The organism is Pseudalkalibacillus salsuginis (genome assembly GCF_021646685.1).
Lineage (GTDB): Bacteria > Bacillota > Bacilli > Bacillales > Fictibacillaceae > Pseudalkalibacillus > Pseudalkalibacillus salsuginis.
The window spans coordinates 500,211-515,171 of the sequence record NZ_JAKJHW010000001.1 but is presented as its reverse complement, the minus strand read 5'-3'; the positions used below and the strand labels follow the sequence as shown (position 1 = coordinate 515,171).

Annotated in this window: 12 protein-coding genes and 1 other annotated feature (1 of these 13 cut by a window edge); of the genes, 10 read left to right on the top strand and 2 right to left on the bottom strand. The window is 42.6% G+C overall.

Annotation, left to right across the window (positions count from 1 at the left end):
* Positions 1-35: 35 nt before the first annotated feature.
* Positions 36-1,583: a stage V sporulation protein B gene (gene spoVB / locus L1611_RS02655; RefSeq protein ID WP_236311511.1), complete on the bottom strand. Its 1,548-nt coding sequence runs from the start codon at positions 1,581-1,583 to the stop codon at positions 36-38.
* A gap of 131 nt (positions 1,584-1,714) precedes the next feature.
* On the opposite strand from spoVB, the gene L1611_RS02650 reads away from it, so the two are divergent.
* The 9 genes from L1611_RS02650 to dtd all read left to right on the top strand — a co-directional run bounded on the left by L1611_RS02650 (position 1,715) and on the right by dtd (position 12,414).
* Positions 1,715-2,200, top strand: a complete 486-nt coding sequence (locus L1611_RS02650; RefSeq protein ID WP_236311510.1) for a COG2426 family protein — start codon at positions 1,715-1,717, stop codon at positions 2,198-2,200.
* Between the two features lie 47 nt (positions 2,201-2,247).
* Positions 2,248-2,544, top strand: coding sequence for a post-transcriptional regulator (locus L1611_RS02645; RefSeq protein ID WP_236311509.1), 297 nt, complete (start codon positions 2,248-2,250; stop codon positions 2,542-2,544).
* A 96-nt stretch (positions 2,545-2,640) separates the two neighbouring features.
* Complete coding sequence (gene secDF, locus L1611_RS02640) at positions 2,641-4,893, top strand: protein translocase subunit SecDF (RefSeq protein ID WP_236311508.1); 2,253 nt, start codon at positions 2,641-2,643, stop codon at positions 4,891-4,893.
* A 223-nt stretch (positions 4,894-5,116) separates the two neighbouring features.
* Positions 5,117-6,028, top strand: a complete 912-nt coding sequence (locus tag L1611_RS02635) for a cation diffusion facilitator family transporter (RefSeq protein ID WP_236311507.1) — start codon at positions 5,117-5,119, stop codon at positions 6,026-6,028.
* Complete coding sequence (locus tag L1611_RS02630) at positions 6,028-6,375, top strand: LapA family protein (RefSeq protein ID WP_236311506.1); 348 nt, start codon at positions 6,028-6,030, stop codon at positions 6,373-6,375. The genes L1611_RS02635 and L1611_RS02630 overlap by 1 nt, the downstream gene beginning before the upstream one ends.
* A 65-nt stretch (positions 6,376-6,440) precedes the next feature.
* A complete protein-coding gene (recJ, locus tag L1611_RS02625; protein ID WP_236311505.1) occupies positions 6,441-8,801 on the top strand; it encodes a single-stranded-DNA-specific exonuclease RecJ in 2,361 nt (786 codons plus the stop codon).
* 4 nt (positions 8,802-8,805) lie between these two features.
* A complete protein-coding gene (locus tag L1611_RS02620; RefSeq protein ID WP_236311504.1) occupies positions 8,806-9,318 on the top strand; it encodes an adenine phosphoribosyltransferase in 513 nt (170 codons plus the stop codon).
* A gap of 458 nt (positions 9,319-9,776) precedes the next feature.
* The gene (locus L1611_RS02615; protein WP_407681689.1) at positions 9,777-11,948 is read left to right on the top strand and encodes a RelA/SpoT family protein; all 2,172 of its coding nucleotides are present in this window, start codon (positions 9,777-9,779) and stop codon (positions 11,946-11,948) included.
* Positions 11,949-11,961: 13 nt separating this feature from the next.
* Positions 11,962-12,414: a D-aminoacyl-tRNA deacylase gene (dtd, locus tag L1611_RS02610; RefSeq protein WP_236311500.1), complete on the top strand. Its 453-nt coding sequence runs from the start codon at positions 11,962-11,964 to the stop codon at positions 12,412-12,414.
* A 113-nt stretch (positions 12,415-12,527) separates the two neighbouring features.
* Here dtd and L1611_RS02605 read toward each other — a convergent pair whose 3' ends face one another.
* Positions 12,528-14,306, bottom strand: a complete 1,779-nt coding sequence (locus L1611_RS02605) for an N-acetylmuramoyl-L-alanine amidase family protein (RefSeq protein ID WP_236311499.1) — start codon at positions 14,304-14,306, stop codon at positions 12,528-12,530.
* A gap of 166 nt (positions 14,307-14,472) precedes the next feature.
* Here L1611_RS02605 and L1611_RS02600 point away from each other — a divergent pair, with 166 nt between their 5' ends.
* Positions 14,473-14,646: an RNA polymerase subunit sigma-70 gene (locus L1611_RS02600; protein ID WP_236311498.1), complete on the top strand. Its 174-nt coding sequence runs from the start codon at positions 14,473-14,475 to the stop codon at positions 14,644-14,646.
* A gap of 105 nt (positions 14,647-14,751) precedes the next feature.
* Positions 14,752-14,961: a binding site (T-box leader), on the top strand (it continues 31 nt past the right edge of the window).

Genomic DNA, 14,961 nt, shown 5'->3' with positions numbered 1-14,961 from the left:
TGGAATCGAATGCGGGTTGATTTTTTTTGACCGTACTATCGTACGATTTTCTTCAAAACAGGGATGTACTGGACATCTTCCTTCTTGACTAATTTGAGGCCGATCACAAGGAGCAAGTACAATAAAAGTGTGAAAGCGATCGTCAGTAGTGTCCGGAAAAGCAAGTCCAGGTCCAACATTTGATAAAAACCTGTAACGGCTACAGCTGTAATGGAAATGGCCATGATTGCTTTCAAATAATCCTTGACGACAACCGTGTAACTGATTGCTTTGACGATTGTGGCAAAATGAAGCAAGGTCACAAGAACGACATTGATGACAATGGCAAGCGCGACACCTATGATGCCTAAATCAGGACGTGATGCGAGAAGGAAGATTGCTGCCATTTTGATGATCGCTCCGACGATACTATTGATCATTGCTGCTTTGGCCAGGTCAAGGGCCTGGAGTACCGCCTGAAGAGGACCTTGGAAATAGAGGAAGAAGAAAAATGGGGCCATCAATTTTACATAGATCGCAACTCCAGGTGTGTTATACATCAGATCCATTAAGGGAGCGGCTAGGACATACGTAATGACGACTGACACTCCACCTGAGAGCATGGATATCCTAAGTGCCTGATTAAGCCTGTATTCCACGACGTGATGCTTTTGTTGGGCAGCAGCTTCGCTGATCGCAGGGACGAGTGAAACAGATAGGGAATAGGTGATGAACATCGGCAGAGTCAAAAAGGGAATGACATAACCTGCTAATGCCCCGTATTGCTGGGTAGCTACTGTTACACTGATACCAGCCAGAAGTAAACTGTTTGCTACGACAATCGGTTCGAAAAAATAAGAAACAGATCCGACCAACTGACTGGCCGTGGTCGGTAAGGAAATCTTCATCAATTGATTGAACGTTTCTTTCCCTTTTGTCACATAATTGAAAAATCCTTTCCTTATTCGGATACGCTTTTGGAGTTTGAATGCCGAAAACATATAAAGGAGGGATGCAAACTCACCGATCACCACAGAAATCATAGCGCCTGCAGCCGCATATTCGACCCCATATGGCAGCAATGCGCTTGTTAACAATGCCACAAGTGTTATCCGTACGACTTGTTCAATCACTTGTGAATATGCTGAAGGCTTCATATTCTGTCTTCCCTGGAAGTAGCCGCGCAAGACAGAGGAAAGGGCGACAATAGGGACGACCGGTGCAATTGCGATCAGCGGGTAATAAGTTCTGTGGTCAGTTAATAAGGTTCGTGATAAAATAGGTGCAAGTGCAATCAGCGCTAATGTAAAAATAAGACTTAGGATTCCTGTTATTGTCAACGACACGACGAGGATTTGTTTGATTTTTCTTGGATTTTTCTGGGCTTCAGCCTCTGCGACCAGTTTTGAGATCGCTACAGGCAGGCCAAGTCGAGTAAGAGCGATCGTAAGCAACAAGGTCGGGACTGCCATCATATATAATCCTACGCCTTCAGGTCCCATGATCCTGGCGATGACGATCCGGTTGATGAATCCTAGGACTTTTGTGATCAAACCAGCTACAATCAATATCACTGTTCCTTGTATGAACGTTTGTTTTGACATGAATTCGCCCCTGCCTTCTTTTACTGCATACTTCGTACATAGCAGTTATCGTGACTGAACATCCTTTTCTTTTCATGTATATGCAGAAAAGTGGGCCAAGCATGACAAGTATAAATTTTGAGGTGTAGACATTGAAGGAAGCTATTAAACAGTTTTTGGTAGAGAATCTCAGTTTTCTGCCGAATGAATTGATCGTGGTAATTGTATCTGCAATGCCGATACTAGAGTTACGTGGTGGTCTCCCGCTCGCCTATGGTTTTGGATTTGATTTCTGGCCAGCATTCAGCTTGGCGGTGCTTGGTAATCTGTTGCCGATCATCCCATTATTGATCTTGTTCCGTCCATTGAGCACCTTTCTGATGCGATATCGCTGGTACAAACGTTTTTACGATTGGCTATATGAACGAACATTGAAGAACAGCAAGAACGTCGAGCGATTCGGTGCAATCGGTTTGATTTTGTTTACAGCTATACCTCTTCCTACTACCGGTGCCTACAGTGCCTGTGTAGCCGCTGCCCTGTTCAACATTCGTTTCCACTATGCTTTTCTAGCAGTAGCGACGGGTGTTTTGATCGCAGGATTAGGGGTCGGTCTCGCCATCTATTCTATTTTTTAGGACGAATAAAAAATCGACAACCCTTAAAGTAAAGGAGGGAAAACATTGTGTCTGAGAAAAACAGTGAAACGATGGTTCTTGAAGAATGGTTACCTAAAGTGAGCCCTGCATTGGCTAGTAAAAAAGAAGAAATTCATTTCATGGGTTATGAGAGTGTGACAGAAGAAGAAATCTGGAATTGTGTCATCTCCCGTGCCAAAAAAACGAAAGATGATGATTGGATGATCCACCAGGTGGTCAACCAAATTTTAACCCTTTCGACGAATGATTTTATGAATTGGCTGACTATACAGGCTGTCACTGATGATAATTGGTATTCATTTGATACGCTGAAGGAAAATTGACATGCAATTTATCTGATGGATATAATAGGGTGTATTGTCATTACATAACATAAGGACGGACATCCAGATTGTCGGCATAATGGGAGGAAAATACATATGGTTAAAAGAGGACGGATTGTCGCCTTTTTCCTTCTTGTCATCTTGATTGCTGGAGCAATCGGGGGGACGACGAAGGACATCGTCAAGAACATCAAACTTGGTCTTGATCTACAAGGCGGATTCGAGGTTCTATATGATGTGGAACCAACGAATGAAGATCAGGAAGTAGACAAGCAATTATTGAACAATACTGTAAGTGCCCTTAACAAAAGGGTAAATGTACTCGGGGTCTCTGAACCTAATATCCAAATCGAAGGCAATCGGATCCGTGTACAACTTGCAGGTGTTGATGATCAGAATAAAGCACGTGAATTGTTATCTACACAAGCGGAGCTTACTTTCCGCGATGTGAATGATAACGTCATGTTGAAAGGTTCTGATCTGAAAGAAGGCGGAGCGAAAGTCGAGTTTGCACAGCAAGCGAACCGCCCGATTGTAGCCCTGGAGTTGAAAGACGGGGATAAATTCGGCCAAGTTACCAAAGAAGTCATGGAGATGGGACCGCCGGATAACCGTCTCGCCATCTGGCTTGACTTTGAAGAAGGCAAGGATTCCTTCAAGGAAGAAGTTAAAAAAGAAGGTAACGCTCCAGGGGAACCTAAATATATATCTGCTCCAAAGGTAACAGAGGTCATTAATTCAAAACAAGCAACCATTACAGGAATCGAATCTGTAGAAGAAGCACAAAAGCTTACAGATCTGTTAAACGCTGGATCCCTTCCAGTCAAGTTGACAGAGGTGTATTCGACTTCTGTCGGTGCGAAATTCGGGCAAGACTCTCTAGATAAAACAGTGACTGCTGGTGCGATTGGTATTGCGGTCATCTTCCTGTTCATGATCCTCTATTATCGTGTTCCAGGAATCATCGCGGTTGTTACCTTATCTACCTATATCTATCTGATCCTGCTTATTTTTGAATGGATGGAGGGTGTACTCACACTCCCTGGGATTGCAGCCTTGATCCTCGGGGTCGGTATGGCTGTCGATGCGAATATCATCACATATGAGAGGATCAAAGAAGAACTTCGTTCAGGAAAGTCGGTCATGTCTGCTTTCAAGGCAGGAAATAAACGGTCATTATCGACGATTCTTGATGCGAATATTACAACGATACTTGCAGCAACGGTCCTTTTCATTTTTGGAACAAGCGCAGTCAAAGGGTTTGCCCTTGTATTGATCATCAGTATTTTGACAAGCTTTTTGACAGCAGTCTATGGATCACGACTTTTCCTCGGTTTATGGGTGAAAAGCCGTATCCTTAATAAAAAGCCTCGATTGTTCGGAGTTAAAGAAGAACAAATCAGTGATCTGGATGATACAGACCGTCTTGATATTTCGAAAAATAAATTCAAGAACATCAATTTTGTAAAGCATCGCAAGAAATTCTTTACACTATCAGGCGTATTACTCGGACTTGGTTTGCTTTCCCTTGTGATCTTCCAGCTGAACCTGGGCATTGATTTTGAGAGTGGGAGCCGTGTTGAAATCACTGCAGATCAGGCCCTTGATAAAGAAACGATTGATGATCAGCTTCGTTCATTAGGTTTAGAGGCAGAAGAAGTCATTATTTCAGGGGAAAATCAAAATATTGCAGTAGCACGATACGTAGGTGTTTTGAAACAAGATGAAATTGGTGAATTGAAGTCATACTACAATGAAAAATATGGGCAAGAACCGAACGTAAGTACAGTCGACCCTACAGTCGGAAGGGAACTAGCAAAGAATGCCCTTTATGCAATTGCGATTGCGTCAATTGGGATCATCATCTATGTGACAATCCGTTTCGAATGGTTGATGGCTTTGTCGTCGATCATTGCCTTGCTGCACGATGCATTCTTCATTGTAGCGATTTTCAGTTTATTGAGGCTCGAGGTGGATCTTCCGTTCATTGCTGCCGTGCTGACCATCGTCGGTTACTCGATCAATGATACGATCGTCACTTTCGATAGGATCAGGGAAAACATGAAATACTCGAAGGTAAAGACATTCGAAGATTTATCAAGGATTGTAAACGTGAGTCTTGTACAGACCTTCGGCCGATCCATCAACACTGTTCTCAGTACGGTCTTTGCAGCGTTAGCCCTTATGATTTTCGGAAGCCCGGCAATCACGAATTTCTCATTTGCCCTGTTGATCGGATTGGTTGCAGGTACTTATTCTTCTCTCTTCATTGCTGCTCAAATATGGCTGGTATTAAAAGCGAAGCAATTGAAAAAGAAACGTGTGAAACCAGCACAATCTACTGATTAACTAAAAGAAGGTTGACCAGATTGAACTCTTCGGTCAACCTTTTTGGCTTTTCCCGCAGGAGTGTGGTGAATTTCGCGTAAATCCATTTTCTATATGTAAACACTATTAAAATTTAACAGAGCCTCCAAAAAGGACAGTGGCTCTTTGCCGTGTAGCAAGACATGTTTAAAATCATCTGCGGTAGCGTAAGTTATTATGGAGATTGTTGTTTGGAGTGGATATCGTGGACAATCAGAACAAAGAACGTTTCCGTCAAGGAGAATTTGCCGCTTGGGTAGGCATTGTGGGAAATCTTATCCTGGCAGTCATAAAAGGAGTGGTCGGGTATATCTCGAACAGTCGTGCATTGATGGCTGATGCGGTTCATTCTGCATCGGATGTTGGGGGGTCATTTGCGGTATTGCTAGGTCTTAGGGCTGCAAAGCTTCCTCCTGACCGTGATCATCCCTATGGACACGGGAAAGCTGAATCGATCGCTGCCATAATCGTAGCTGTCCTTTTATTCATCGTTGGTCTTGAAATTGGTTATTCATCGGTTGAATCCTTCTTCCATCCGATCGAAGCCCCCAGGATCTGGGCGATCTATGCTGTCATATTTTCGATCATCTCAAAAGAATTGATGTTTCAATATAAGTACCGTCTGGGTAAAAGAATAAATAGCGACGCGATCATCACAAATGCATATGAACATCGATCAGATGTCTTTTCTTCCATAGCAGCACTTATTGGTATCGGTGCAGCTGTCCTCGGAGGAAAATTAGGCGTCAATTGGCTCGAATATGCCGATCCGATCGCTGGATTAGCTGTTTCTCTTCTTGTTCTAAGGATTGCATGGAAGCTTGGGGCGGAATCGATTCATAATACGCTTGATCATGTCCTTCATGACGAAGACACAGTAGAAATGAGGAAAATCGTTGAAAGTGTCGAGGGTGTCATGAACCTCGATGAATTTTTTGCCAGGGAACACGGGTACTATGTCATCATTGATATCAAAATAGCGGTCGATCCTGAGATTTCAGTACAACAGGGACATGATATTGGGAAAGAGGTGAAAAGACGGTTAATTGAACAATCGTTGGTCCGCGACGTTTTTGTACATATTAATCCGTATCAGGAAGAAAAGGATGGTGATTGATGGTGAGAAAAGAATGGAGCTTCATCATTGTATTGCTCTTTTCAATTATTGTCGCTGTATTCGCTGTCATTAACGTGAAGGCAGTTGAAGTGGATTATTTAGTCGGGACCGCCCATTGGCCGTTAGTCCTGGTCATATTGGGCTCTGCTATGCTAGGAGCGCTGGTTGTCGGCTTTGCAGGCTCAGCAAGACTCTATTCCATGAAAAAAGAAATAAGGTCATTGCGTAAAAGGAACGAACATTTGATCAATGACCAGAGAAGCTCTGACCATAAAACTAAAAAAGACCGTGTATCAAAAAAGAATACGTCTCAGACTGCAAATTCTTCCGATAACTCAATATCATAGTCCAAATTACAATTTGCCACCTCTTGAAACACTCTTGTATAATGAGTGAGTTAAGAGGTGGTTTTATGTTGAATTCGAGGACACGATGGTGTGTCGCGGAAGTAGACCAGTCAAAAAGAAATGAACTGGTGGATAGTCTCGGTCTATCACCGCTAGTAGCGGGATTGTTAGTCAATAGAGGTAAGCAAGATATAGAGGAAGTCACGAACTTTTTACATACGGAAAATGTTGATTTTTATGACCCCTACCTGATGGATGGAATGGACTTAGCAGTTGAACGGATTAAGAAAGCAATCGAGCAAGAAGAAAAAATATTGATTTTTGGAGATTATGATGCAGATGGTGTCAGCAGTACATCGGTCATGATTTATACATTGCGTGAGCTTGGAGCCGATTTTGACTATTATATTCCCAATCGTTTCACGGAAGGATATGGTCCTAACGAAGCCGCTTTCAGATGGGCTCAGGACCAGGGATATACGTTGATCGTTACGGTCGATACGGGTATATCTGCGATTCATGAGGCAGAAGTAGCGAAGGAAATCGGACTGGATTTGATCATAACGGATCATCATGAACCTCAGCCTGAACTGCCGGATGCATATGCTACGATCAATCCGAAGAAACCGGGATGTACATATCCATTCAAAGGACTGGCTGGGGTAGGGGTGGCGTTCAAGGTATCTCACGCCCTATTAGGAGAAGCCCCGTTGCATTTACTTGATATTGCTTGTATTGGAACAATTGCCGATCTTGTCCCTCTTGTGGATGAGAACCGTTTAATTGTAAAGGTCGGTATACAGAAACTAGAAACCACACCTAAGCCTGGTTTACGAGCTTTATTGAAGGTCTGTGGATTAGTAGATAAACAACTTTCCTCTGAACACATCGGGTTCGGGATCGGTCCACGTGTCAATGCGGCTGGAAGACTGGACTCAGCTGATCCAGCTGTTGACCTGTTTACCACTTCAGACACGGATCAAGCTAAGATGATCGCTCAAGAAATAGATGCAGTGAATAAAGAAAGGCAAGACCTGGTCAATGGAATCACGAAAGAAGCTGTGGAAATTGTAGAAAAACAATATCCTCCAGACGACAATTCAGTGTTGGTCATTGCGAAGGAAGATTGGAATCCTGGTGTGATCGGCATCGTCGCCTCTCGTATCGTCGAGAAATTCTATCGGCCCACGATCATTTTGAGTATCGATCCGGAAAAAGGTGTCGCAAAAGGATCCGCTCGGAGCATCACAGGATTTGATATGTTTGAGAATTTATCAGAATGCCGGGATATCTTACCGCACTTCGGCGGGCATCCAATGGCAGCAGGTATGACACTTCAGCTTGAATACCTAGATCAGTTGAGGGAAAGGCTCAATCGGCAGGCGAAAGAAAAATTGACAGAGGAAGATTTTTCGCCGACAACCTCGATCGACCTTCAATGTTCTGTTGATGACATTTCACTTGATGTCATAGAAGAACTAAAAGCGTTGGAGCCCTTTGGAGTTGACAATCCTAAACCGAGGTTTCTCATCGACCAATGCAGATTGAAAGAGATTCGTAGGATAGGAAGCGACTCCAAGCATTTGAAACTATCGTTAAAAGGGGATCGTTCCAATTTGGATGTAATCGGTTTTCATTTTGGGGAGGTGTTCGAAGAGATCACTCCAAACGCTTCGATTTCAGTCGTAGGCGAGTTGTCGATCAATGAATGGAATGGTTTTAGAAAGCCGCAATTGATGATACAGGATATCGCAGTCAAGGAAAAGCAGCTTTTCGACTACCGTGGCATCAAAAATCTTACGAGTCGATTGGAGCTCCTTGATCGGAACAAGGTCCAATTGCTTTCTTTTAAAGAAGAAACGATAGAATCATTAAGCTTGAAGAATTGGGAGGATCGAATAATACAAATTTCTGAGGAAGTTTCCCTTGAATCACTTGAACTGGAAGGCCGATATTTGATTATTCTTGATTTGCCTTCCAGTAAGGATCAATTGAAGCAACTGATGAACTATGGTTCCTCCGTAGAACGGGTCTATACGGTTTTCCACCATGAAGAAGATCATTATTTCAATCCGATTCCGACAAGGGATTCTTTCAAATGGTATTATTCCTTTTTAAAAAAGCAGGGTACTTTTGATTATAAGACACGTGCAGCAGATCTGGCAGCTTATAAAGGTTGGACGAAAGAGTCTGTCTATTTCATGTCACAGGTGTTTTTTGAGCTTGAATTTGTTACAATAGACAATGGTGTTATAACAGTGACAGACCAACCAATGAAACGACCGCTTACTGAATCCGCGACGTATAGGAGAAAACAAGAGCAGGCAAGTCTTGAGAATGACTTATGTTACTCCTCCTATCGTGATTTGAAGCGATGGTTTTTTGAAGATGAAAAAGATGCTGTTCGATTTGAGGAGGCTTACTAGAAAGATGGATTATAAACAATATATCGAAGTTGTTGAAGATTTCCCTCATAAAGGAATTCGTTTCAAGGACATATCTACACTTATGCAAGAAGGTCAAATCTACAAACAAGCGATGGATGATATCGTTACATATGCAAAGGAAAAACAAATTGATGTGGTTGTAGGACCTGAAGCAAGGGGATTCATCGTCGGATGCCCGGTTGCATATGCGATGGAAGTCGGATTCGTGCCGATTCGTAAAGAAGGGAAATTGCCCCGCGAAGTGGTAAAGGTCGACTACGGGAAAGAATATGGTAAAGATGTATTGACAATCCATAAGGATGCGATTAAACCAGGCGAACGGGTTTTGATCACAGATGATCTCCTTGCGACAGGCGGGACGATTGAAGCCACGATCCAATTAGTAGAAAAGCTTGGCGGGATTGTAGTTGGAATCGCATTCATGATTGAATTGACTTACTTGAACGGACGGGAAAAATTGGACGGGTATGACATTTTCACACTCATGCAATATTAAATTCGATGACAAACAAACGGGCTCGTAGCAGGGCTCGTTTTTCTAATACTCGAAACTCCGGATTTCACAGTAAGTGAGGGGAAAATCCTTTAAAGCTGATTTCTGCAAAATTCGTGACACTCCTGCGGTGGCGACAGCCTCCTCGTCAGTTTTCCAGTGACCTATGTGACTAAGCAGGTCGCTTCCGCTTTTCTTTTTGTCTAGCTCAGCGACCAGTCACTTGGATCACTTCAAACTTCCTGCGGCGGTGACAGCCTCCTCGTCAGTTTTCCAGTGACCTACGTGACTAAGCAGGTCGCTTCCGCTTTTCTTTTAGCCAGCATAAAAGCAACATAAATTATCGGAGCGTTCCCATTTCACAAAGAATGATTCGACAAATTTCTCTTTTCGCTTTACAGGAAGTCAAATTTTAACGATAATAGAATTTATATACCAATCAACATATGATAGGTGATTGCATGGCCATTCAAGAAGTAATGAAAAAAGCGGCAAACTATTTGCCGAAAAAAGATACAGATTTTTTGCAGAGGGCGTATGTGTTTGCCAGAGATGCTCATGAGGGGCAATTTCGGAAATCAGGCGACCCTTATATTGACCATCCTGTTGAAGTAGCAGACATCCTTGTGAACCTGGAAATGGATGCACCTACGATTGCAGCAGGGTTTCTTCATGATGTCGTTGAAGATACAGACGTTACCCTTGAGGAACTGACTGAAACTTTTACTGAAGAGGTCGCCATGTTAGTCGATGGCGTCACAAAGCTTAAGAAAATCAAATTCAAATCAAAAGAAGAACAACAAGCTGAGAACCACCGCAAAATGTTTGTAGCGATGGCTCAGGATATCCGTTGTATTCTGATCAAGCTTGCGGACCGTCTTCATAATATGCGTACGTTAAAGCATATGCCCAAGGAGAAACAAATTCAAAAGGCGAATGAAACGCTTGAAATATTTGCACCGCTTGCCCATCGGCTCGGTATTTCAACAATCAAGTGGGAGCTTGAAGATGTTGCACTACGTTATCTTAATCCCCAGCAATATTATCGGATCGTAAACTTGATGAAACAGAAACGTAATGAGCGGGAGCAGTATGTCCAGGAAGTTATAGATGATATCCAATCCAAATTGAGTGAAGTGAACATTGATGCGGATATCTGGGGAAGACCGAAACATATCTACAGTATTTATCGCAAAATGACGAAACAGAATAAGCAATTCAACGAAATCTATGATTTGCTTGCTGTACGTGTGATTGTCGATAATATTCGTGATTGCTATGCCGTCCTTGGGATCATCCACACATGCTGGAAACCGATGCCCGGCCGATTCAAAGACTATATCGCGATGCCTAAGGCGAACATGTATCAATCCTTGCATACGACTGTCATTGGACCAAAAGGCGATCCGCTTGAAGTACAGATCCGCACAGAGGAGATGCATCGTGTTGCAGAATACGGGATTGCAGCCCACTGGGCGTATAAAGAAGGTATAAACAACGAGAATCATACATTCGAAGAGAAACTTACCTGGTTTCGTGAAATTCTCGAATGGCAGAATGATGCGACAGATGCTGAAGAATTCATGGAATCCTTGAAAGTCGATCTTTTCTCCGATATGGTTTTCGTCTTTACTCCAAAAGGAGACGTCATCGAACTTCCATCAGGTTCCGTCCCTTTGGATTTCGCTTATAGGATTCATACTGAAATCGGCAACAAGTGTATAGGTGCGAAAATCAACGGAAAAATGGTTCCCCTTGATTATAAACTGAAAACCGGTGATATCGTTGAAGTGTTAACATCTAAGCATTCCTATGGTCCGAGCCAGGACTGGTTGAAGTTGACACAAAGTTCACATGCAAAAAATAAGATCCGTCAATGGTTCAAGAAAGAAAAAAGAGATGAGAATGTAGCCAAAGGAAGAGATTTGGTAGAAAAAGAGATCAAAAATGACGGCTATGAATTGAAAGATATCCTTACTCAAGAAAACTTGAACAGGGTGGCCCAGAAATATAACTTCTCAAATATTGAGGATATGTACGCAGCAGTGGGATATAGCGGAATTACTGCCTCACAAATTGCAACCCGCCTTGCTGATAAAGTACGAAAGAAGAAGGATCAAGAAACCGAAAGCCTGATCCATTCGATAAATGAAACGAAAAGTACACCACAGAAAAGGAAAACAGAAGTTGGCGTCCAGGTAAAGGGTATCGACAACCTTCTGATCCGTCTCTCAAAATGCTGCAATCCGGTTCCCGGTGATGATATCATCGGCTATATTACGAAAGGCCGTGGTGTTTCGATTCACCGTAAAGATTGCCCGAATATCAGAGTTGAAGATGATGAGAGCCGCTTTTTACCAGTTGAATGGGAAGGCAGTACGGGCCAATCGAAAAATTATAGCGTCGATATTGAAATTAATGGATTTGATCGCAGAGGTTTGTTGAATGAAGTACTTCAGGCAGTTGCTGAAACGAAAACGAACATCAGCGCAGTGTCTGGGCGATCAGACAGGAATAAAATGGCTACCATCAGCATGACGATATCCATTCATAATGTCAGTCATCTACAAAAGGTGGTCGAGAGGATCAAGCGTATCCCTGATGTGTACGCAGTCCGAAGAGTTATGCAATAGGAGGTTACACATAATGCGAATTGTCGTACAGCGGGTGACGAGCGGAGAGGTCATTGTGAAAGACCAAACAGTAGGTCAAATCGAACAGGGACTTGTCCTTCTTGTCGGTATCTCACATGAGGATACGACAGCGGATGTTAAATCCTTGGCTGAAAAAATACCCAATCTGCGGATTTTTGAAGACAGGGAAGGAAAGATGAATCTCTCCCTGATCGATATTGGGGGGGCGATCCTTTCTGTATCACAATTCACACTCCATGGGGATTGCAGGAAAGGAAGACGTCCGAATTTCATGAGTGCAGCTAAACCGGAGAAGGCACAAGAACTTTATGAAGAATTCAATTCACGATTACGGGATAAAGGGATCCAGGTGGAAACAGGTAAGTTCGGTGCATTGATGGATGTCCGGATCCACAACAATGGCCCAGTCACCTTAATTTTAGATACCGTTGAAATGAAAAAATAAGCGAAAAAAAGCATGAGCTATAGGATGAAGACAACATGCTTTTTTATGTGGGAAAATCGTCATAAAACAATCAAATAAAGAACGAGCTTGATCAACAAGCCCGTTCTTGTTATTTATTTAGATGAAAAATATTTTGCAAGACCCCTGTAAATCGCATGTCCTGCTTTATCTTTATAGGTGGCAGTTCGTAAATAATGTTCTTCCTGTGAATTGGACAGGAAGCCAAGCTCTAATAGTACAGCAGGTTGACGGTTGTTCCTCAAAACTTGAAAATCCCCATGTGCGACTCCACGATTCGATAATCCCGTCTGTCTTACGAGCTCGTCCTGTAAGGAACTTGCAAGCGGTGCATCTTTCGATTTTGAATAATAAAACGAGTTGATGCCTTTCGCGCTTGGGAATATGGATGAATTGAAATGCAAGCTGATGAACGCATCGGCACTATTCGAATGGGACAAATAAACTCTGAATGGCAAACTTACAAATTGATGATCATTTCTCGTCATAACCACTTTTGCACCTGCAGCTTGTAATTTTGAAGATACGGTTTTCGCAACACTTAAATTCAAATCTCTTTCAATTGTACCATAAGTGATGCCAACTGCTCCTCCGTCATATCCGCCATGACCGGAATCCAATACGATGGTTTTCCCTTTCAAGTGGTCCCCTACAGTCGGATGAGTCACTTCTGGCATCGAAGTCCCGCTCAGTGAAACGATCCAGCCTGCAACATAAGCTTCCTGCTGCTTTGAAAGCTTAATTTTATACCAATCGCCTTGCTTCGAAAGAACCGGAAACTGATCTCCTTTATTTCCACGAGCTACAGCTTTATGACTAGTTGATGGTCCGTTCCTAAGGTTAGTTCCATCATAAAGTAAAGATACCGATGGGTTATTGGATAAATTTCTTTCAGTAGAAGGAGTTGTTGATGATTTAAGTTCTTCTAGAAACCAGGAAGCGACCCATCCCTTCTTGTTTCCATATTCGATATATGCCCAATCGTGTTCTTTTTTCACGATTTTGACTTCGGAATCTTTCATTACCTGACCAACGACTTTTCCATTCAAGGTTGCTTTGTCTCTTACATTCAATATCTTTGCAGTCACTTTTGCTTTGGCAGCAAGTGATGAAGCAGGGGGTGCTGATGGTGTCCCTGAAGAACGACCCGGGTTCAGTGCCTTTGTTACATATTTGCCTGCAACCCATCCTTTCCCTTGTTTCAGCTTGATCTCATACCAGCCGTTTTGTATATTCAGTATTTCAACCCCATGACCTTTACTGATCGACCCAATTACATTGTAATTTGTTCCTGGGCCACTCCGTACATTGAGGTTCGGTATATTGACGACAGACTGTCCCGTTGAGGTTGGATTTTGTTTGGTTGATCGTTTATTAGCAGATTCGGTCAGCCATGAAGCAAGCCAACCGGTAGAGTTTTTGTAACGGATTTTTGTCCATGATTCTTTAGTCTCGATTGCTTGATACTTTTCATGTGAGTGTATCTGCCCGAGAATCGAAAAGGATGTATCGGGCCCTGAACGGACATTTAATCCATCCACTATAGACGAGACCCATTGATCAGTTGGACTGCCAGTGGATTCATTGGAGGATTTATTGACTTTCCTTGCAAACCACCCGGCAATCCAACCTTTTTTATTGCCTACCTGGATTTGAAGCCATTCCCCTTTTTCGGAAAGAATCAGGTACTCCTTATTCTTATGTACTTGAGCAACAACAGAGTTGTCGAGTCCAGGACCTGACCGCACATTCAATGTATCGACGTTGATTTTTACATATCCCTGATTTGCTGCTGATACTGAACTAGTAAAAGCAGGGGTTACCGCTCCGAAAACCAGCCAACTCACGATAAAAACATTCCAAAACCTTTTCACCTATACACCTCCATGACTTGAGCTCTATTCCTTATATCGGTCCAGACCGGGGTGGTTTTGATATATGGGATTCTCCAATTTCATTAAAATACCTTTCTAATATGTAAAAAAATCAGATGAAAAGGCAATGATAGGTAGTAAATATAAAAACAGGTGGTTAAAGAGGATGAGGAAAAGCTTAAAACATGATGTGCTGGAACAACGTTCAAATTCATTGTTCGGTCTGGATTTCCATAAATTCATTGAAAGAGAACATTTGATGACGAATGACGAATTGGCCGAAGAGTTCGGAGTCAGCCTGGAGGCAGTTAGAAAATTAAGACAACGATTGAATAGATAACCGACTAAATTTATTTAGATTAAGCATGGGATAATTTAAAATGGAAAATACTCTTGACATCAGGAATAAAGGTCCGTATGATAGTAATCAATTCGAATGATACGAAAACAACCATGGATGGAGAAAAGTACTTCAGAAACTCATGTCTAGAGAGGAAATGCCATTGGCTGGAAGCATTTCCACAGAGAGCCTGGACGAAAGACACTCCGTAGGTTTTATCCCGAACCATACATAACATGCTCTTGCAGTAGGGGTCAAACGTAAGCAGGCGTTAACTGCAGCTTGAGTGGGAGCAATATTTGCTTCAACTAGGGT